This is a genomic window from Micromonospora sp. NPDC048169 (assembly GCF_040652815.1).
Classification (GTDB): domain Bacteria; phylum Actinomycetota; class Actinomycetes; order Mycobacteriales; family Micromonosporaceae; genus Micromonospora.
The window spans coordinates 240092-259428 of the sequence record NZ_JBEZMS010000004.1 but is presented as its reverse complement, the minus strand read 5'-3'; the positions used below and the strand labels follow the sequence as shown (position 1 = coordinate 259428).

The window sequence follows — 19337 nt, the reverse complement described above, 5'->3', positions numbered from 1 at the left end:
CCGGTTGTGCCGCGTCGACAACGGAGGGCGGCGGGGTGCCGATGACCCGGACCGGACAGGCCCCGACGTTCGGGGCCTTGCTGCGCGACCTGTCCGCCGATCCGGCCGCCGTCGACGAGGTGGCGCGGGCGGCCCGCGCCGACTCCCCCGAGGTGGCCCGGCTTCCCGCCGAGGAGGTACGCCGCCAGGTCGTGCTGCTGCTGACAAGCGGCCTGGGCGCGCTGGAACGCCGCGAGGACCCGGCCGGACGCGACTTCACCGAGGCCCGTCGGCTGGGCGCGGAACGGGCCGCGCAGGGCGTCTCGGTGGCCGGCCTGCTGAGCGGCGTGCAGGCCGGGCGGGACCGGGCGGTGGAGCTGGTGGTCCGGCACGGGCGGGCCGCCGGCATCCCGGACGAGGTGCTGCTGGAAGGGCTGCTCACCATCGGCCGGTACGCCGCGGCCGTGGAGCGGGCCGTGGTCGACGGGCACCGCGGCGCGGAGCGGGAACTGGTACGCACCGGCGCGGCGGCCCGGACACACCTGCTGCGGCGGCTGCTGCGCGACGGACCGGCGGGACTGTCCACGGCCGAGCTGACCCGGTTCGGGCTGCGGCCGGACGGGCGCTACCACTGCCTGGTCGCCGCGCCACCCGACCCGGTCCGGGCGTACACGCTGCACCGGCAGCTCACCACGCGGGGCGGCCTGCTCGGCACGGTCGAGGACCGGCTGGCCGGGTTGCTGCCGCGACCGCCCGACGCCGTACCGGCCGACGTGCTGACACTTGTGGCGCCCGCGCAACCGCTGGCGCGGGCCCCCGACATGTACGCGCTCTGCCTGGCGGCGCTGGCCACGGCGACCGACCGCCGGCTGCGCGGGCTGCGTCAGGTCACCGACCTGGCCGGGGAGACCGCGCTCGCCGCCCAGCCGCTGCTCGCCGAGCTGCTGCGGGCGAGCCTGCTCGGCGCGCTCGACCCGGCCGACGACTTCCACCGGGAGCTGGCAGTCACCGCGCTCGCCTGGCTGCACCACGGCCAGCGGCTCGACCAGACCGCCGCCGAGCTGCACGTCCACCCGAACACGGTGCGCTACCGGCTGCGGCGGCTGCGGGAGCTGACCGGCGGGCCACCGGTCGAGGAGGGGGCCCGGTGCACAGTGCCGGAGACCGTGCACTGGTGGTGGGCGCTGCGGAGCTGGCTGGACGTCGGCTGACGCCGCCCGGGCCGTACCGGGGCGCGGCGCTGTGCCAGGCTGGCCCGGTGACCGAGGTGATCTTCCGGGAGGCGGTCCGCGCCGACCTGCCCGCCGTGCTCGCGCTGCTCGCCGATGACGTGCTGGGCCGCACCCGCGACCTGCCCGAGGTGGACGAGGCGTACGAGCGGGCCTTCGCCGACCTCGACGCCGACCCGCGTAACCACCTGATCGTCGCCGACGACGGCGGGGAGCTGGTGGGCTGCTTCCAGCTCACGTACATCCCGGGGCTGGGCCGGCACGGCGCGCAGCGGTGCCTGATCGAGTCGGTGCGGGTCCGCTCCGACCGGCGCGGCCGTGGGCTGGGCCGGACGATGATGCGCTGGGCGATCGACCGGGCCCGGGAGCACGGCTGCGCGCTGGTGCAGCTCACCACCGACAAGCAGCGCGCCGACGCGCACCGGTTCTATCGTGACCTGGGCTTCGTGGCCAGCCACGAGGGCATGAAGCTGGCGCTCTGATCCGGCACCGGGCCGCCACCCGAAGGCGAGCGGCCCGGCACCCCGGGTCAGTCCTCCGGCACCAGCCGGCCGTCGCGCAGCGTGAGCGTACGGTCGGCCAGCTCGATCAGCGCCGGGTCGTGCGTGGCCACGAGCGCGGTCATGCCCCGGGCGTGCACCACCGCCCGGAGCAGGTCCATGATCGACCGGCCGGTCTCGGAGTCGAGCTGACCGGTCGGCTCGTCGGCGATCAGCAGGTCCGGCTCGTTCGCCAGCGCCCGCGCCACCGCCACCCGCTGCTGCTGCCCGCCGGACAGCTCGTACGGGCGCTGCGCGGCGTGCCCGCCCAGCCCGACCAGTTCCAGCAGGACCGCCACCCGCTGCTCCCGTTCGGCCGCCGGCACCTTCGCCAGCCGCAGCGGCACCCCGACGTTCTCCGCGGCGGACAGGATCGGCACCAGCCCGAACGTCTGGAACACGAACCCGACGGTGCCCCGGCGCAACGCCAGCAGTTCCCGCTCGCCGGCCCCCGTGACGTCGTGCCCGGCCACCCGGATCCGCCCGGCGTCCGGCCGGTCCAGGCCGCCGACGAGGTTCAGCAGCGTGGTCTTGCCGGCGCCGGAGCGGCCCCGGACGGCGACCAGCTCGCCGCGTCCCGCCGTGAACGAGACGTCCCGCACGGCGTGCACGGCGTGTTCCCCCTTGCCGAAGGTGCGGCTCACCCCCTCGACCCGGACCACGTCCTCGACGGCGCTCACCGGCGCCGCCGGCAGCACCTCGGTCTGGTCGGTCATCACTCACTCTCCTCGGCGTGCGCCCGGTCGCCGGGGCGCACCTCGACGTGGTCGGGTTCCAGGTTGAGCCGAACCCGGTCGCGCAGGGACAGCGCCTCCACGAACTGCGCGGGCAGCTGCATCCGGCCGGTGCGGTCCAGCACCGCGTACTCCTCGCTGACCATCTCGGTGCCGCCGTCGGCGGTGACGCGCGCGGTCCGGCGTACCTCGGAGGCGGTCCGGCCGTCGCGGATCGCGACGGTACGGCGGACCTGGCCGGCCACGGCGTGGTCGTGGGTGACCACCACGATGGTGACGCCGAGTTCGGCGTTTATGGTGCGCAGCGCGGCGAAGACCTCCGCGCCGGTGGCCTCGTCCAGCTCGCCGGTCGGCTCGTCGGCGAACAGGATCTCCGGGTCGTTCGCCACCGCCACGGCGACCGCGCAGCGCTGCTGCTCGCCGCCGCTCATCTGGCCCGGCCGCCGGTCCGCGCAGTAGCCGACGCCCACCATCTCCAGCAGCTCACGGGCCCGCTCCCGCCGTTTGCGCCGCCCGCCGGCCCGCCCGGCCAGCTTCATCGGCAGCTCGACGTTCTCCAGCGCGGTCAGGTACGGCAGCAGGTTGCGGCCGGTCTGCTGCCAGATGAACCCGACCACGTCCCGCCGGTACGCCAGCCTCCGCTTGTTCGACAGCGACAGCAGGTCGTAGTCGGCGACCCGGGCGATGCCGGCGGTCGGGGTGTCCAGGCCGGACAGGATGTTCAGCAGCGTCGACTTGCCGGAGCCGGAGGCGCCGACGATCGCGACCAGTTCACCCCTGTCGATCACCAGGTCGAGGCCCTGGAGGGCGAAGACCTCGACGCCCTCGGTCTTGAAGATGCGCACCAAACCGTCGCAGACGATGTGCCCGCGCAGCCGGTCCCGCCCGCCGGCCCGTTCGGCGGCACGCTCGGCGGCACGCTGTTGCAGGGACGCCAGATCCGGTACGGACGCCTCGGCGGTCGCGGTCATCTCAGCTCTCCTCTCCGAGCCGCAGCACCTCACCGAGGCGCAACCGGCGGTTGTTCACGGCTTCCACGGCGATCGCGAAGCCGAGGGCCAGCATGGCCAGCACCGACACCCCGGCCACCAGGCCGGGTTCGAAACCCGGGCGCACGTCCACGCCGCCGGTGAAGGCGGGCAGTCCGAGCACCGGTGTGAGCAGCAGCGGCAGCAACGCGCCGACCACCGCTCCGGTGAGCACCGACACCAGCACCAGCGGGGTCAGCTCCACCATGAGCAGTCCGCGCCACTGCCGGCGGGACAGGCCCATGGTGCGCAGCCGGGACAGCACCTGCCCGCGCGAGCGGGCACCGGCGAGCACCGCGAGCGCGAGCCCGAGCAGCCCCAGCACGGCGCCGCCCCCGGCCCCGAGGGCGAAGCCGAACACCAGCAGGCCGTTCACGCCGGTGCCGCCGAGGTCGGCGCGGACCGTCGACCGGGTGGTCACCTCCGGCGCGCGGGCCTGGTCCCCGGCGTCGACGCCGCCGATGCGCAGGTAGCGTCGCTGTCCCTCGCCCGCGACCCGGTCCACCTCGGCCGGGTCCACGCCGGAGCCGGCGAGCACGAAACCGGTCGGCGCGAGCTGGTGCGGGGCGTCGGCCGGCAACGCCGGCCACGGCAGCACCACGAACCGGCGTACGCCCTCGCCCACGAGCGCGAACCCGTCGACAGTGGCGGCGGTGCGCACCGGCAGCCGGTTGCCCTGCACGTCCAGCCAGGCGGGTCGCTCGCCGCGGGCGTCGGCGAGCCCGGCGTCGGCCAGGTCCCCGGCCACCGCCGGGGACACCAGCGCCGGCAGCGGCGTGCTCCCGTCGGCGCGGGCCCGCACCGGGTCGGGCACGTCCACCGGTACGCCGGCCTGCCGCGCCACCTCGGCGAACCGCTCCCCGTCCACGAGCACCACGCGCAGCTCGGTGACCGGGGCGGGACGCCCGGCCTGGTCGGCGTAGGGGCGTTCGGCCGGGATGGTCAGCACCGGCGCGACAGCGCGTACCCCGGGCAGCGCGGCCAGTTCCCCGGCCGTGTCCGGCGTGAAGCGCTCCCCGCGTACCAGCAGGTCACCGGGCACGGCCTGGGCGGCGGCGGTGTCCCGGCCGGTCTCGATGCCGGTCGCCACCACGCCGCAGAACGCGGCGGTGGCGACGGCCAGCACCACCACGACCAGCGGCCCGGTGGTCGCGGCCCGGCCCGCGCGGGCGGTGCCGAGGAAGGCGACGCTGCCGCGCGCCCGGGCGGCGACGCGGCTGGCCAGCCGTAACGGCCAGGGGTACGCGCGCAGCGCCAGCAGCGCCGCCGCGATCGCCAGCAGCACCGGTACGGACACCAGCAGCGGGTCCACCGACCCGGCGGTGAGCCCACGGCGGCGCAGCAGGAACGCGCCGAGCACGGCGAGCCCGAGCACCGCCACCTCGACGGTGAGCCGGACGGCGGGCGACCGGCCGCCCAGGTCGGCGCGGCCACCGGCCCGGCGGCCCACGGCGAGCGCGGCGAGCGGCGGCAGCAGCGTGGCCAGGAGCCCGGCGATCACCACCCAGTACCACGACGCCCCGGCGCCGGGCAGCAGCCCGCCGAGCAGCCAGCCGATCCCGGCGGCGGCCGGCAGCACCAGCAGCGATTCGGCCAGGCCGCGGCGCAGCACCGCGCCGGTCGAGCCGCCGCGCGCCCGGATCAGGTGGAACTCGGCGCGGCGGCGGCGCGCGGCCAGCCGGGCGGCGAGCAGCGTCAGCCCGGCCAGCGTGGCGAGCAGCCCGGCGGCGATGACAGCGAGCAGGGTACGCGCGGCGGCCAGCGAGTCGGCGAAGCGCCGCAGCGGGATGTCCACGCCCTGGCTGAGCGTCACGGTGACCTCGGTGGGCAGGGCGCGGTTCAGCCCGTCGACCCCGGCGATCAGCTCGTCGAGGCGGCCCGGTTCGAGCCGTTCCGGGGCGATCCGGTAGCGCCAGCCGAAGCTCACCGGCCAGCCGGTCGCGGCGGCCTCGTCGACGCCGCCGTCGGCGGTGTAGGCGACGCCCACGAACGGTTTGCCGTCGCCTTCCGGCGGCGTGAGCTTCAGCATCGACGGCAGCGTGTCCCAGACGCCGTCGGCCGGGTCGTTCGGCCGCCACACGCCGACCAGCTGGACCGGGAGGGACTTCAGCACGTTGCCGTCCGGATCGAGGATCAGGAGCAGGAACCGGTCGCCGGTCGTCACGCCGAGCGTGCCGGCGATCGTCTCGGCGAGCGTCACCTCGACGGTACGGGCCGGGGCGACGGGACGTTCCGGCCACCGCCCGTCGACAAGGGTGGCCGCCTCCTTGATCCCGGTGCCGGCGCGCAGATGCACGTCGATCAGTCCCTTGTCGGCGCTGAGCGTCGGGCCGCGCAGCCGTCCGGGCACGGTCTGCGCCGCGAACCAGCGCTCGCCGATCGTGTCGCGTACCTCGGCGGGCATCTTCTCCTCGATCGCCGCGAGCTGGCTTCCCCGGCTGGCGACGACGGGCTGGGCCGAGGCCGGCACAGCGTCCGGCGCGGTGCTGTACGTGAGGTCCCGGCGGGCCACCGGCTGACCGGCCACGTACTCGGTGAGCCCCTGCCCGGTCAGCCGGTCGGCGACCCGGGGCACCCCGGTGATCAGCAGGGCGGTCACCAGGGTCAGGACGGCGAGCAGCAGGAACTGCCCCCCGTACGCGCGAACCCGGCGCGCGGCACCAGGAAGGCTCATCGTTCTCCTCCGATCCGGAGCTGCGCGGCGGCGACCCGCTGGCGGATGCCGGTGGTGATGAGGGCGGCGAAGGCGAGCGCGGCGAGCAGCAGCCCGGCGGCCGTCGTCCCGATCGGCACCCAGGGCACTGTGAAGGCCGCCTCGGGCACCGGCCGGCCGGCGGCCGGGGTGAGGATCACCAGCGGCACCATGGTGGCCGCGACGAGGGCGCCGACGAGCAGCCCGACGCCGACGCCGATCGCGGCCAGGAACGTCTGTTCGGCGAGGTACGCGCGCGCCAGCAGCCGCGTGTTCGCGCCGAGCGTGTTGAACACGGCGAACTCGGTGAGCCGCCGCCGGGTGGTGGCCCAGACGTCGACAGCCAGGCCGACCAGGGCGAGCAGCACCGAGCCGAGCGCGGCGGCCAGCAGGCCGGTGCGCGCACCCTGCCAGTACGGATCCTCGGCGGCCTCCGCGGCCACCGCCCGCCGGTCCAGCAGCACCGTGCCGCCGGTCGCGGCGAGCGCGTCAGCGGCGGCGGCGTGCCCGCCGGGCGTGGTGCCCAGCCACCACTCGGCCACCGGCCGGACGCCGCCGCTGCGCTCCAGGAGCTGGGTGGTGGCGGCCGGCAGGTCCAGCAGCACGCCCTCGCCGCCGGTGCCCGGGATCGCGGCGACCTGGCCGACCACAGTGACCTCCAGCGTCACCTCGGCGACCGACAGCTTGACGGTGTCGCCGGTCTTGACGCTCATCGCGGCGGCCACGCCCGGCGTGACGAGCACCGGCACCGGACGGTCCGGCGCCTGCGGCACCAGCGCGAACCGGGACGAGGGCACCCGGGCGAACTGCAACAGCCCGGCCGGCACGTCGAAGCCCTGCGTCCCGTCGATCCGGGTCGGGCTCGCCTCGGCGGTGCCGCGCGGCCCGGCGCCCGGGTCGATCACCCGCCACGGCCCCTCCACCGGCAGTGGCAGGGCCGCCCCGGCGGCGTCGGTGAGCCGCAGCTCGTCCAGGAGCAGCCGGTACGAGCTGCCGGTGGCGTCGCCGCCGTCGGCCTCGAAGCCGGCCAGGCGCAGCGGGGCGCCGCCGCTGTCGGGCAGCGGCACGGAGAAACGTACCGGCTTCCCGTCGCCGCCGGCCTCGGCCAGCCGCACCCGCCAGGTGGCCCCGGCGTCGGTGACGAACAGCGCGGTCACCACCACCCGGGGCCTGTCGAACATGCTCTCGACCGGGGTGCGCACGGTGCCGGCGAATGTCTTCGCCCCGGCCGGCAGGACGCCGCCGACCGGCGCGGTCCGGCCGGCGGCGAGCCGGTCCAGCAGCGCGGCTGTGGACGCGTCGCCGCCGGTGTCGTCGAGGCGGATCATCCCCTTCGCGGCGGCGGTGTCGAGCGCCACCACAGTCGCCGGCCGGGCCTCACGGCCCACCCGTACGTCGTCGCGCCAGGCCGGCAGCGCCCGGTCCAGGCCTGGTACGGCGGCCAGCTGCGCGGCCCGGTCAGCGGGCGCGGTGCCGTCCCGCTCGGTCAGCCGCAGGTCCGCGCCGACCGTGTGCTGCGCCTGGTCGCGCTGCGAGCGTTCCCAGGAGGCGACGAGCGACCAGGCGAGCGTGCTGCCGCCGACGGCGAGCGCGAGCAGCAGCACCGGGCCGGCGTGCGGGCGGCGGCCCGCCTGCCACATGCCGAACATGGTGGCGTTCCACGTCCGCCGGTCCACGAAGCGTTCCGCGATCCGGGTGGTCGGCGGCAGCAGCCGCAGCGCGATCACCGCGCCGGCCAGCACGCCGATGGTGGGCGCGGCGGCCAGCAGCGGGTCGATGCCGAGGCTGCCGTTCGCGCCGGCGAGCGGCGACGAGTACTGCCGCAACTGGGTCCAGGCGAGCACGGCGAGGGCCACCAGCGCGATGTCCACGCTCGCCCGCTGCGCCGCCGCTCCCCGGGAGGGGCGGGACCGGGACGCCATGTCCGCGACGTACGTGCCGGCCCGACGCATCGCCGGCAGCACCATGGCGAGCAGGCAGCCGGTCGCCGCGCCGACCGCCACCAGCCACACCCGGGCCAGGTCGCCGTCGGCCAGCCCCAGGTCCGCGCCCAGGTAGTGGATCGCCTGCCCGGTCAGCGCCGGGGCCAGCAGCAGCGCCGGCGCCACCACGAGCGTCGCCTCGCGTACGGCCAGCCCGGCGATCTGCCCCCGGGCGGCGCCCCGGGCCCGCAGCAGCGCGGTCTGTGCCCGCCGGTCCTCGTTCAACAGGGCGGCCACCAGCACCAGCGCGTACCCGCCGAGCACGACGATCAGCAGCAGCGGGGTGAGCAGCGCCGACCGGCCCACCAGATCGGCCCGGCTCAGCCGGTCGACGAGCCGGTCCAGGTGGCTGACCTGCTGCGCCGACGAGCCCAGCCCGGTGGCGTCGGGCAGCTTCCCGGTGATCTCGTCCAGCGCCGCCGTCACGGCGGGCAGCCGGGCCGGCTCGACCGCCACCAGGTCCGGGTCGACCAGCCAGGCCGCCGAGGTGGAACCCGTGAAGGTACGGGCGAAGTCAGCCGGGTCCAGCGCGAACGGCCCGTACGAGGTGACCGCCGCGTCGCCCTGGCTCTCCCCCACCCCCGGGGCGAGACGCCAGTACGCCTCGGTCGCGTCCCGGGGCCGCCACGTGCCCACGACCACCACGGTGCCGGCGCGCTCCGCGCCCCTGTCGTAGAGCGGCACCCGCTCCCCGATCTCGATGCTCAGTTGCGCGGCCACCTTCTCCGGCAACGTCACCTGCAACGGGTCGCTGCCCGGCACCGGCCACGCCCCGGCGGCAAGCTCGGCGTGCGCGGGCAGGTCGTCGAGCGTGGCCAGGTTGGCGAACATCGGGTCGTCGTCGGTGCGGGCGGCGCCCACGTCACCGGTCAGCTCCCGGCCGGTCCCGGAGCGGGTCGCGGCCACGGTGACCGGGGCGCCGCCGAGCCCGTTCGCGAACTGTTCCCGTACCGCCCGGTCCCGCTCGGCGAACGCGGCGGCGTCGGCCCCGCCGGAGCCGCTGACCAGCAGGCTGCGCTCCTCGGCCGGGGCGGCGTCCAGCACCGCCCGGGCACCCGCGGAGACCGCCCGGCGGTTGTAGTCGGAGAGCCCGGTGACGAGCGCGACCGCGACGAGTGCCGCGACAGCGGCGGCGAGCAGCAGCCCTCGGGCCTCTACCGCCCGCCTCCACACCAGCTTCATCCGACGTCCTCTCCTGGCCCCGGCGGGCCGATGCCGAGAGAGAGCAGTGACACCCACCAAAAGGTTCGCGCCCGTTACATGATCGTTATCGGTCCCTCGCCGTCCTCTCGCCGCGCCGCCCGCCACCTCCCCGTCGATCTTGGAGTTGTGGCACCTCGAATGCGTTCTATGTGCCTTTTGGGAACGACCACGACTCCAAGATCGACGGGGCAGGGCGAGGGCTGTCCACAGGGGCGGAATTTCGGGGGCGTGGGGCGGGAGGGTGGGCGGGTGTGGCGGTATGGGGAGTTGCGGGCGGGTGGGATGAGCCGGGGAGCGGTCCGGCATCAGGTGTCGGCGGGACGGCTGGGCCGGCTGTCCCGGGGTGTCTACGGCTGCACGGAGGACGAGGCGAGCCGGTTGCGCGCCCTGTTCCGGCGGCTGCCGCCGGGAACCGTCGCGGGATTCCACACCGGCGCGCGACTGCACCGGTTCGGGGCGGTCACCGACGATCGGGTGCACGTGATCGTGCCGCCCGGTGCGAGTGCACGGCGGATCCGGGGCGTGGCGACGCACCAGACGGTGCTGCCGGTGCGGGACGCGACAGAGATCGCCGGGATCCCCTGCGCGCCCGCCGCCCGCTGCGCGGTGGACCTCGCCCGGGTGATCCGGCGGTCGGACGCGCTGCCGGTGCTGGATCTCTGTCTCCGAGCCGGCGCCTGCCGCCGGGAGGACCTGCTCGCCGAAGTGGCATGGCATGCCGGCCTGCGGGGAGTACGACAGGCGGGGCAACTCGCCGCGCTCGCCGACCCGCGCCCGGAGTGCCGGCAGGAGAGCCAGTTACGCCTGTTGCTGATCGACGGCGGGTTACCGCCACCGGAGCCGCAACTGTGGGTTCCCGACCCCGCCGGGCTGCCGATCTACCGCCTCGACCTGGGCTATCGGAGTCGGCGCATCGGCCTGGAGTACGACGGCCGATCCCACCTCGACCCCGGCCGGATGCACCACGACCGTTCCCGGCTCAACTGGCTGGCCGAGCACGGCTGGCGCGTGCGCGTCTACACCGCCACCGACCTCTACCGCCGCCCTCGGCACATCGTCGCTTCGGTCCGGGCCCTGCTCACCGCCCTCGACTGAGCCGGCGGCACCCGAGCGCGGCGCACGCGGCACCTCGCCGCGCCCACCCGCGGTCGGGTGGAACGTCATGGGTGTCTCAGGGCCCCGGAGACACCCATGGTGTTCCACTCGCCGAAAGGAGGCGCGTCAGGGGCGCGGGCGGTCGCGGTCCTTCGACGGCTGGACCCGCTTCGGCTCGCCGGGCATCTTCGGGTATTCCGGTGGATAAGGCATGTCGCCCAGGCCGTCGGCGGCGTCCCGCTCGGCCCACTCCAGCAGCGGTGTGATGTCCCACGGGGCGTCGTCGATGCCGGCGTGCGGGTCGCCGCGCTCGGCGAACCGGGCCGGCACCGTGCCCAGGTGGAAGTCGTCCGGGTCGACCTGCGGCAGCTCGTCCCAGTCGACGGGGGTCGAGACGGTGGCGCGGGCGTTGGCGCGCAGCGAGTACGCGCAGGCGATGGTGCGGTCCCGCGCCGTCTGGTTGAAGTCGACGAACACGCGCTCGCCGCGCTCCTCCTTCCACCAGGCGGTGGTGACCAGTTCGGGGCGGCGGCGTTCCAGTTCCCGGGCCAGCGCGATGGTGGCGCGGCGCACCTCCACGAACGTCCAGCGCGGCTGGATGCGCAGGTAGACGTGCACGCCCCGGCCGCCGGAGGTCTTCGGCCAGCCGGGCACGCCCAGCTCGTCGAGCAGACCGCGCAGCTCACCGGCGGCGGTCACCGCGTCGGCGAAGTCGGTGCCCGGCTGCGGGTCGAGGTCGACGCGCAGCTCGTCGGGGCGGTCGGTGTCGGCGGCGCGCACCGGCCACGGGTGGAACACCACTGTGCCCATCTGCGCGGCCCAGGCCACGTGCGCCAGGTCGGCCGGGCACAGCTCGTCGGCCTTACGCCCGCTCGGGAACGCGATCTGCGCGGTGCGGACCCACGGCGGCACGCCCCGTGCGGGTATCCGCTTCTGGAAGAACATCTCCCCCTCGATGCCGTCGGGGAAGCGCTGGAGCGTGGTGGGCCGGTCGCGCAGGGCGCGCATGATCCCGTCGCCGACTGCGACGTAGTAGCGGAAGACGTCGGCCTTGGTGAAGCCGCGCTGCGGGAAGATCACCCGATCGGGGCTGCTCAGCCGCACCGTGCGCCCGGCTACCTCGATCTCCTCGACCGCACCCTTGCCCGCCATCACGCGACCATATGCGATGCCACCGACACCCGACGTACCGTGGAACGGTGAGTCTTTCCGACAGCGAACTGCCCCGTACCGAGGACGAGTGGCGCGTGCGGCTGAGCCCCGAGGAGTTCCGGGTGCTCCGCGAGGCCGGCACCGAGGCGCCCTGGACCGGTGAGTACGTCGACACCAAGACCCCCGGCGTCTACCGCTGCCGGGCCTGCGGGCTGGAACTGTTCCGCAGCGACGACAAGTTCGACTCGCACTGCGGCTGGCCGAGCTTCGACGACGCCATCCCGGGCGCGGTCAAGGAGATCCCGGACAACACGCTCGGCATGCGGCGTACCGAGATCCGCTGCGCGCGCTGCGACAGCCACCTCGGGCACGTCTTCGAGGGTGAGGGCTTCACCCCGAAGGACACCCGGCACTGCGTCAACTCGATCTCGGTGCGGCTGGAGCCCAGCGCCGGCTGACGGCGTCACAGCCGCAGCAGGCCGCCGGCCTCGTCCACCTGGTCGGCGGCCTCGTCGTCCAGCCACACCCCGCCGGTGGCGAGGTAGCGGAAGCGGTACTCCCCCGGCTTCAGCCGGACCGTCACGGTACGGGTGCCGTCGCGGCGCGGCACCAGCTCGTGCCGGCCGGGCTCCCACCCGTTGAAGCAGCCGACCACGCTCACCGTGCCGGCCGGGGTGTCCCGGGGCAGCGAGAACGTCACCCGGGTCTGGTTGCCGAAGAGCCTGTTGCGCTTGATCACGAATCCTCCGGGGATGTTCGGCGGTCACCGGGGTCAACGCGCGACACGCCGGGAGCGACTCGCCGTGGGGCCGGATCAGGTTCGCCGGTTCCGGTTGCTCGATGGTGTCTTCTGCGCGACTCTCGGATCACAGGTCCGTTTTCGGGGGGTTTCGCATGGCTGCCTGCGAGGTTTGCGGCAACGACTACTGGATGGCGTTCGAGGTGCGCACCGTCGACGGGTCGCGGCACACGTTCGACTGCTTCGAGTGCGCGGTGCACAAGATGGCGCCGATCTGCGAGCACTGCCAGACCAAGATCGTCGGCCACGGCGTCGAGGTCTCCGGCCGCTTCTTCTGCTGCGCCCACTGCGCCCGCGCCGTCGAGGGCGAGCAGGGCGCCGAGGTACGCGACGCGGTCGGCGCCCGCCCCGCCTGACGCGTACCCTCGCGGGACGCCATCGGCGTCGATCCCCGGCTAGCATCCCTCCGGTGTCCCGACGGTTGATCATCGCGGCGGCTCTGACCACCGCTCTCGCCGGCTGCTCTCCCGCCACCGAGCCCGCCCCCGCCACCGATCCGGCCCTCGTCGCGCCCTCACCCACCGACGGCGGCGCCGCCGCGGCGCTGCGCGATCGGTACGCGGCGACCGGCCGCCTGGCCGGCCTGGCCGAAAAGCCCGAGAACGCCAGCGAGCAACTCGACTCCGACGGCGTCGCCTGTGGTCGCCCGCTGCCCCTGCTCGACCGGCGGCTCGTGGTGTCGACCCGGGTCTTCGGCACGCCGGAGGAGACACCGGCCGGCGAGTTCGTCGAGATCGCCCAGGAGACGGTGGTCTACCCGGACGAGGCGACCGCCGCGGACGCGGTCCGGCAGATCTTCGGCGTGCTGGAGGCGTGCGAGCGCGACGAGGAGGCCGGCCAGGTCACCGCCGGCCACACGGCCGGGAAGCTGCCCGCCGGGTTGGGCGTGCCGGGCCGGATGGTGTCGGCCACCATGACCCTGTCCGACGGCACCCGTTTCCCGCACCGTTACGGCTGCCTCCAGCAGGGCCGGGTGACCCAGTGCGTCTGGGTCTGGACCCGCTCGGCGGCCGACACCGGCACCTGGTTCGAACGCGCCGTGACCGCCACCGCAACCGGGCTGCGCGCGTCGAAGGGCTGAGCCGCGTCGGCCCGGGCGCGCGTGAGCCGGCACGCCGAACCACGTCGGGCCGGGGGTGCGCACGACCGGCCGCAGACGCGCCGCCTAACCTGGGCCGATGCCCGTCGAGTCCCACCTGGCCGGCTTCGCCGACCTGGACGCCAGCACCTTCCACGACCTGCTCCGGCTGCGCATCGACGTGTTCGTGGTCGAGCAGTCCTGCCCGTACCCGGAACTGGACGGCCGGGACGTCGAACCCGGCACCCGGCACCTGTGGCTGAGCCGCGACGGCGTCGTGGCCGCGTACCTGCGGATCCTGGCCGACCCCGGCGGCGTGGCGCGGATCGGGCGGGTGGTGGTGGCGCCGGCGGCCCGCGGCGCGGGCCTGGCCGGCGCGCTGATGACGCAGGCCCTGGCGGTGGTGGGTGACCGGCCGTGCGTGCTGGACGCGCAGACGCACCTGGTCGGCTTCTACGCCGGGTTCGGTTTCGCCGTCGACGGCCCCGGTTACGTCGAGGACGGCATCCCGCACACACCGATGCGCCGCGACCCGACTCATTGACGTTTGTCGCTTTTTGTGGCAGTGTGCGGGCGGAGCCGCCACGCGGGAGAGGGCAACTCCCGACAGTCCGGGCGTCGTGCACCGACACCTATCCCGGAGGCTTCCATGTCCACTCCGTACCGCCGCCCGTTACCGCTCGCGGCGGCGATCCTCGCCGTCTGCGCGGTGGTGGCGGCGCTGCTCACCACCGCGTTCTCCGGCCCGGCCTCGGCGCACGGGTCGGTGGTCGACCCGGCCTCGCGCGCCTACAGCTGCTGGCAGCGCTGGGGCGGTGACTTCCAGAACCCGGCCATGGCCACCCAGGACCCGATGTGCTGGCAGGCGTGGCAGGCCGACCCGAACGCCATGTGGAACTGGAACGGCCTGTTCCGCGAGGGCGTGGCCGGCAACCACCAGGGCGCCATCCCCGACGGGCAGCTGTGCAGCGGCGGCCGCACCCAGAGCGGCCGGTACAACGCGCTCGACACCGTCGGCGCCTGGAAGACGGTGCCGGTGACAAACAACTTCCGGGTCAAGTTCTTCGACCAGGCCAGCCACGGCGCCGACTACATCCGGGTGTACGTGACAAAGCAGGGTTTCAACGCGCTCACCTCGCCACTGCGCTGGAGCGACCTGGAACTGGTCGGCCAGATCGGCAACACCCCGGCCAGCCAGTGGACGCGTGAGGTCGACGGCGTGTCCATCCAGATCCCGGCGAACGCGCCGGGCCGCACCGGCCGGCACATCGTCTACACCATCTGGCAGGCCAGCCACCTGGACCAGTCCTACTACCTGTGCAGCGACGTGGACTTCGGCGGGTCCGGCCCGACCACCCCGCCGACCACCACCCCGCCCACCAGCACGCCGCCCACGAGCACCCCGCCGACCAGCCCGCCGCCGACCACGCCGAACCCGGCCGGTGGCTGCACCGCGACGTACGCGATCACCGGGTCGTGGGGCGGCGGCTTCCAGGCCGACGTGAAGGTCACAAACAGCGGCGGATCACCCATTCGCGGCTGGTCGGTGAGCTGGAACTACCAGAACGGCCAGCAGGTCAACTCGGCGTGGAACGCCAACGTGACCACGAGCGGGACGCTGGTGACGGCACGGAACGTGGCCTACAACGGCTCGCTCGCGCCGGGTGCCAGCACCTCGTTCGGCTTCACCGGGTCGGCCGGTGCGACGAACCCGGTGCCCGGCATCCTGTCCTGCACGACGACCGCCTGACGACTGCCATCCCGGTCGGGGCTCTGCTCGACACCCGCTGGGGTGTTAAGCGGGGCCCCTTCCGCTACCGCAGGCGTTAAGAAGGGGCCCTTCCTTTCACACCAGGCAGTTGACGATGTCGGCCACCGGGCGGCGGCGACCCGTGTAGAACGGGATCTCCTCGCGCACGTGCCGGCGAGCGCCGGAGGCGCGCAGGTCGCGCATCAGGTCCACGATCCGGTGCAGCTCGTCGGCCTCGAACGCCAGCATCCACTCGTAGTCGCCGAGCGCGAACGACGCCACGGTGTTGGCCCGCACGTCCGGGTAGCCCCGGGCCATCTTGCCGTGCTCGGCCAGCAGCTCGCGCCGCTCGGCGTCGGGCAGCAGGTACCACTCGTACGAGCGCACGAACGGGTAGACGCACAGGTAGGCGCGCGGCTGTTCGTCGTTCAGGAACGCCGGGATGTGGCTCTTGTTGAACTCGGCCGGGCGGTGCAGCGCCATCTGCGACCAGACCGGGGTGAGCGCCCGGCCCAGCGTGGTGCGGCGGAACCGCAGGTACGCGTCCTGGAGCGCGTCGCTGGACGACGAGTGCCACCAGATCATCAGGTCGGCGTCGGCGCGCAGCCCGGCCACGTCGTACGTGCCCCGGATCGTGACGTCCTTGCCGGCCAGCTCGGTGAAGAGCGACTCGACCTCGTCGACGACGTTCTCCCGCAGCGACGGCAGCGGGCTGCTGGCCCGGTACACCGACCACATCGTGTAGCGGATGGTCTCGTTGAGCTCCCGCAGCCGCGCCGCGTTGGTCTGCTCGGTCATGCTGCCGATCCTCCCAGTGCCGTGATGATCTCTTCGGCCGCCGTCTCGCCGGAGCGGACGCAGACCGGAATGCCGACGCCGTCGTAACCGGCCCCGGCCACTGCAAGCGTCGGGTGGGCGGCGCGCAGCGCCGTCCGGACCGCCGCCACCCGGGCCGTGTGCCCGGGCGTGTACTGCGGCAGCGCGCCGCCCCACCGCTGCACGTGCCGGGCCACCGGGACCGGCAGCGGCGCGCCGAGCACCGCCGACAGCTCCCGGTGCACCGCGTCGGCCAGGTCGTCGTCGGTGAGCTGCAACGATGTCTCGTCGCCGTACCGGCCCACCGAGGCGCGCACCAGCGCCAGCCCGTCCGGCCGCCGCAGGTGCCCCCACTTGGTGGTGAAGAACGTGGACGCCTTGATCGTCAGCCCCTCGCCGGCCGGCACCAGGAAGCCGGACAGCTCCGGCAGGGCCGGGCCGGGCAGGGCCAGGGTGATCAGGGCGACGCTGGCGTAGTCGAGCGCGCCCACCGTGTCGGCCGCCTCGGGCGCGGCGGTGGCGAGCAGCCGGGCCGCCGGGCGGGCCGGCACCGCGAGCAGCACCGCGTCGGCCTCGACGTGCTCGGCGTCGCGGGTCGGCCCGACGGTGAGCCGCCAGCCGTCCGGGGTGCGGCGCAGCTCGCGTACCGCGGCGCCCCGGCGGATCGTCGCCCCGCTCGCCGTCGCCGCCGCCTCGACCAGCGTGCTCAGCCCACCGGCGAGGGTGCCGAAGACCGGTGCGCCGGGCGCGCGCGGCGCGGCGGCCTGCGCGGCGCGTACCGCCCCGACGAGCGTGTGCTCGACACGGGCCGCGCGAGCCAGCGCCGGCATCGTGGTCACAAGCGACAGGTCGTCGGCCCGCCCGGCGTACACGCCGCCGAGCATCGGGTCGACCAGCCGCTCCACCACCGCGTCACCGAGACGCTTGCGGACCAGCTCACCGACCGAGGTGTCCTCGCCGTCGGCCAGCAGCGGGTGGCCCGCGTCGCGGTCGGCGTCCGCGGCCGGCGGCGCGACCGCCGCCACCTTGTCCAGATCCCCGGGTACGCCGACGAGCGTGCCGCCCGGCACCTGGTGCAACGTGCCGTCGACGAGCAGTGCCGCCTGCCCGACTGTGGGGTGCACGATCGAGGCGTCCAGGCCGAGGCGGCGGGCCAGCGTCACCGCCGCCGACTCGCCACCGGCCGGGTCGCGCATCAGGAACGACTCCGCGCCGAACTCGACCGGGCCACCTGCGAGCTCACCGGTGAACAGCTTGCCGCCGAGGCGGCCGGACTGCTCGTACACGGTGACCTCGGTGCCCTCGGGAGCGCGGTCGCGCAACCGGACGGCGGCGGCCAGCCCGGTGATCCCGCCACCGACTATCGCCACCCGCCACGGTCGCACCACTGTCTCCTCCTAGCGCTCCGGTCGCGCGGTCAGCTCGTGCACCAGCGCGACCACCCGGGTCAGCACCTCGGGGTCGGTCTCCGGCAGCACGCCGTGACCGAGGTTGAACACGTGGCCGGGCGCGGCCCGGCCCTGCTCGACGATGCGCCGCACCTCGGTCTCCACCACCGGCCAGGGCGCGAGCAGCACCGCCGGGTCGAGGTTGCCCTGCACCGCCTTGTCCGGCCCGATCCGGCCGGTGGCGACGTCCAGCGGGGTACGCCAGTCCACGCCCACCACGTCGGCGCCGGCCTCACCCATCGCGCCGAGCAGTTCGCCGGTGCCCACCCCGAAGTGGATCCGCGGCACCCCCGCGCCGGCGAGCCCGCCCAGCACGTACGTCGAGTGCGGCAGCACGAAGCGGCGGTAGTCGGCCTCGGAGAGCGCGCCGGCCCACGAGTCGAACAGCTGCACCGCTGACACCCCGGCGTCGACCTGCACCTGGAGGAACGCCAGCGTCACCTCGGCCAGCCGCGCGCACAGCGCGTGCCACAGGTCCGGGTCGCCGTACATCAGCGCCTTGGTCTTGGCGTGGGTGCGCGACGGCCCGCCCTCGACCAGGTAGCTGGCCAGCGTGAACGGGGCCCCGGCGAAGCCGATCAGCGGGGTGTCGCCCAGCTCGACGACGAGCCGGCGGACCGCCTCGTCCACGTACGACACGTCGTCGCGCCCGATCGGGTTGATGCGCTCGACGTCGGCCGCCGTACGGATCGGCTCGGCCACCACCGGGCCGGTACCGGGCACGATGTCCAGGTCGACGCCGGCCGCCGCGACCGGCACCACGATGTCGCTGAACAGGATCGCCGCGTCCACGCCGTGCCGGCGCACCGGCTGAAGCGTGATCTCGGTGACCAGGTCCGGTCGGCGGCAGGACTCCAGCATCGGCACGTTCGCCCGGATCTCGCGGTACTCCGGCAGCGACCGGCCGGCCTGGCGCATGAACCAGACCGGGGTGTGCTGGCCCGGCTCGCGCCGGCAGGCGCGGACGAAGGGCGAGTCGGCCGGCCCGCCGCGGCGGGGTTCTCCGTCTCGGGCGGCAGTGCCCGTGGTGTCGGTGGTCATCGCGGCAATCGTGCCACGCCCCCGGCGCGCGTCCGCGCTCACCGTCCGCATTTGTGACGTAGAAGGAAGACGCCTCCGGTGGAGCGGTGCCTTAACCGCCGATCACCCGGCGCGCCGTCGCGCGCGGCACGGTGGGTGCGACATAGGCTGCCCGCATGGCCCCCCCGATCGCGCTCCCGGAAACGTTCGCTCGCGCGGTCGCGGGGCTGCGGTCGGTGACACCCCGCCCGGAGATCGTCCTGGAGGAGGTCGGCGCACCGCAGCGGCTGGCCCCGTACGCGTTCGCGCTCTCCGCCGCGGTGCTGCGCGACGACGACGAGGTGGCCACCGGCCGGCTGATCCTGCTGCACGACCCGGCCGGGCACGAGGCGTGGCAGGGCACGCTGCGGCTGGTCACGTACGTCACCGCCGAACTGGAGGTCGAACTGGCCAGCGACCCGCTGCTGCCCGGCGTCGGCTGGACCTGGCTGACCGACGCGCTCGACGCGCAGGGCGCCGGGCACCGGGCGATCGGCGGCACCGTCACCCAGACGCTCTCCACCCGCTTCGGCGAGCTGGCCGGGCCGCCCGCCGCCGGTGACATCGAGATCCGGGCCTCCTGGACGCCGTTGCGCGCCGACCTGGGCCCGCACCTGCTCGGCTGGTGCACGCTGCTCGCGTCCACGGCCGGCCTGCCGCCGCCCGGGGTCACCGCGCTGCCGGCACGCCGCTCCTACGGCGCCGCCTGACCGCACCCGCTCGGATGCGCGAAGGCCGCCCCGGACGAACCGGG

Annotated in this window: 18 protein-coding genes; 9 read left to right on the top strand and 9 right to left on the bottom strand. The window is 74.9% G+C overall.

Annotated features, from left to right (window positions below; translation table 11 throughout):
• Window positions 1-41: 41 nt before the first annotated feature.
• Both AB0D28_RS06145 and AB0D28_RS06140 read left to right on the top strand, forming a co-directional pair.
• Window positions 42-1190 carry a helix-turn-helix domain-containing protein gene (locus AB0D28_RS06145; RefSeq protein WP_357382731.1) on the top strand — a complete coding sequence of 383 codons (1149 nt, stop codon included), beginning with the start codon at window positions 42-44 and terminating at the stop codon, window positions 1188-1190.
• Window positions 1191-1237: 47 nt separating this feature from the next.
• Window positions 1238-1690 carry a GNAT family N-acetyltransferase gene (locus AB0D28_RS06140; protein WP_357382729.1) on the top strand — a complete coding sequence of 151 codons (453 nt, stop codon included), beginning with the start codon at window positions 1238-1240 and terminating at the stop codon, window positions 1688-1690.
• Between the two features lie 47 nt (window positions 1691-1737).
• Here the strand turns inward: AB0D28_RS06140 and AB0D28_RS06135 are convergent, their stop codons facing one another.
• From AB0D28_RS06135 to AB0D28_RS06120, 4 genes are read right to left on the bottom strand one after another with little or no spacing between them, the layout of a single operon-like run.
• Window positions 1738-2463 (bottom strand): ABC transporter ATP-binding protein, encoded by a 726-nt coding sequence (locus tag AB0D28_RS06135; RefSeq protein WP_357382727.1) that lies wholly within the window; start codon window positions 2461-2463, stop codon window positions 1738-1740.
• Entirely contained in the window at window positions 2463-3452 is a 990-nt protein-coding gene (locus AB0D28_RS06130; protein ID WP_357382725.1) for an ABC transporter ATP-binding protein, read from the bottom strand. Before AB0D28_RS06130 ends, AB0D28_RS06135 begins: the two co-directional genes overlap by 1 nt.
• A 1-nt stretch (window position 3453) precedes the next feature.
• Complete coding sequence (locus tag AB0D28_RS06125) at window positions 3454-6183, bottom strand: FtsX-like permease family protein (RefSeq protein ID WP_357382723.1); 2730 nt, start codon at window positions 6181-6183, stop codon at window positions 3454-3456.
• A complete protein-coding gene (locus AB0D28_RS06120; protein WP_357382721.1) occupies window positions 6180-9365 on the bottom strand; it encodes an FtsX-like permease family protein in 3186 nt (1061 codons plus the stop codon). The genes AB0D28_RS06125 and AB0D28_RS06120 overlap by 4 nt, the downstream gene beginning before the upstream one ends.
• Window positions 9366-9635: 270 nt before the next feature.
• Between AB0D28_RS06120 and AB0D28_RS06115 the strand changes: the two genes are divergently transcribed.
• A complete protein-coding gene (locus AB0D28_RS06115; RefSeq protein WP_357382719.1) occupies window positions 9636-10481 on the top strand; it encodes a hypothetical protein in 846 nt (281 codons plus the stop codon).
• Window positions 10482-10607: 126 nt separating this feature from the next.
• On the opposite strand, the gene ligD is transcribed toward AB0D28_RS06115, so the two are convergent.
• A complete protein-coding gene (ligD, locus tag AB0D28_RS06110) occupies window positions 10608-11633 on the bottom strand; it encodes a non-homologous end-joining DNA ligase (RefSeq protein WP_357382717.1) in 1026 nt (341 codons plus the stop codon).
• A 47-nt stretch (window positions 11634-11680) separates the two neighbouring features.
• Here ligD and msrB point away from each other — a divergent pair, with 47 nt between their 5' ends.
• Window positions 11681-12091 (top strand): peptide-methionine (R)-S-oxide reductase MsrB, encoded by a 411-nt coding sequence (gene msrB, locus AB0D28_RS06105; protein WP_357382715.1) that lies wholly within the window; start codon window positions 11681-11683, stop codon window positions 12089-12091.
• 5 nt (window positions 12092-12096) lie between these two features.
• Here msrB and AB0D28_RS06100 read toward each other — a convergent pair whose 3' ends face one another.
• On the bottom strand, window positions 12097-12372 hold the full coding sequence (locus AB0D28_RS06100) for an isoamylase early set domain-containing protein (protein ID WP_278090439.1): 276 nt from the start codon (window positions 12370-12372) through the stop codon (window positions 12097-12099).
• Window positions 12373-12527: 155 nt separating this feature from the next.
• Here AB0D28_RS06100 and AB0D28_RS06095 point away from each other — a divergent pair, with 155 nt between their 5' ends.
• The 4 genes from AB0D28_RS06095 (at window position 12528) to AB0D28_RS06080 (ending at window position 15260) form a co-directional block, all read left to right on the top strand.
• The gene (locus tag AB0D28_RS06095) at window positions 12528-12788 is read left to right on the top strand and encodes a Prokaryotic metallothionein (protein WP_121686440.1); all 261 of its coding nucleotides are present in this window, start codon (window positions 12528-12530) and stop codon (window positions 12786-12788) included.
• A gap of 53 nt (window positions 12789-12841) precedes the next feature.
• On the top strand, window positions 12842-13513 hold the full coding sequence (locus AB0D28_RS06090) for a hypothetical protein (RefSeq protein ID WP_357382712.1): 672 nt from the start codon (window positions 12842-12844) through the stop codon (window positions 13511-13513).
• 97 nt (window positions 13514-13610) lie between these two features.
• Entirely contained in the window at window positions 13611-14054 is a 444-nt protein-coding gene (locus AB0D28_RS06085) for a GNAT family N-acetyltransferase (protein ID WP_357382710.1), read from the top strand.
• Between the two features lie 105 nt (window positions 14055-14159).
• On the top strand, window positions 14160-15260 hold the full coding sequence (locus AB0D28_RS06080; RefSeq protein WP_357382708.1) for a lytic polysaccharide monooxygenase: 1101 nt from the start codon (window positions 14160-14162) through the stop codon (window positions 15258-15260).
• Window positions 15261-15356: 96 nt separating this feature from the next.
• On the opposite strand, the gene hemQ is transcribed toward AB0D28_RS06080, so the two are convergent.
• From hemQ to hemE, 3 genes are read right to left on the bottom strand one after another with little or no spacing between them, the layout of a single operon-like run.
• The gene (hemQ, locus tag AB0D28_RS06075) at window positions 15357-16058 is read right to left on the bottom strand and encodes a hydrogen peroxide-dependent heme synthase (RefSeq protein ID WP_357382706.1); all 702 of its coding nucleotides are present in this window, start codon (window positions 16056-16058) and stop codon (window positions 15357-15359) included.
• Window positions 16055-17464, bottom strand: coding sequence for a protoporphyrinogen oxidase (hemG, locus tag AB0D28_RS06070; protein ID WP_357382704.1), 1410 nt, complete (start codon window positions 17462-17464; stop codon window positions 16055-16057). The genes hemQ and hemG overlap by 4 nt, the downstream gene beginning before the upstream one ends.
• Window positions 17465-17473: 9 nt before the next feature.
• Window positions 17474-18565: a uroporphyrinogen decarboxylase gene (gene hemE, locus AB0D28_RS06065; protein ID WP_357382702.1), complete on the bottom strand. Its 1092-nt coding sequence runs from the start codon at window positions 18563-18565 to the stop codon at window positions 17474-17476.
• A gap of 155 nt (window positions 18566-18720) precedes the next feature.
• On the opposite strand from hemE, the gene AB0D28_RS06060 reads away from it, so the two are divergent.
• Complete coding sequence (locus tag AB0D28_RS06060; protein ID WP_357382700.1) at window positions 18721-19293, top strand: DUF3000 domain-containing protein; 573 nt, start codon at window positions 18721-18723, stop codon at window positions 19291-19293.
• Window positions 19294-19337 lie beyond the last annotated feature (44 nt).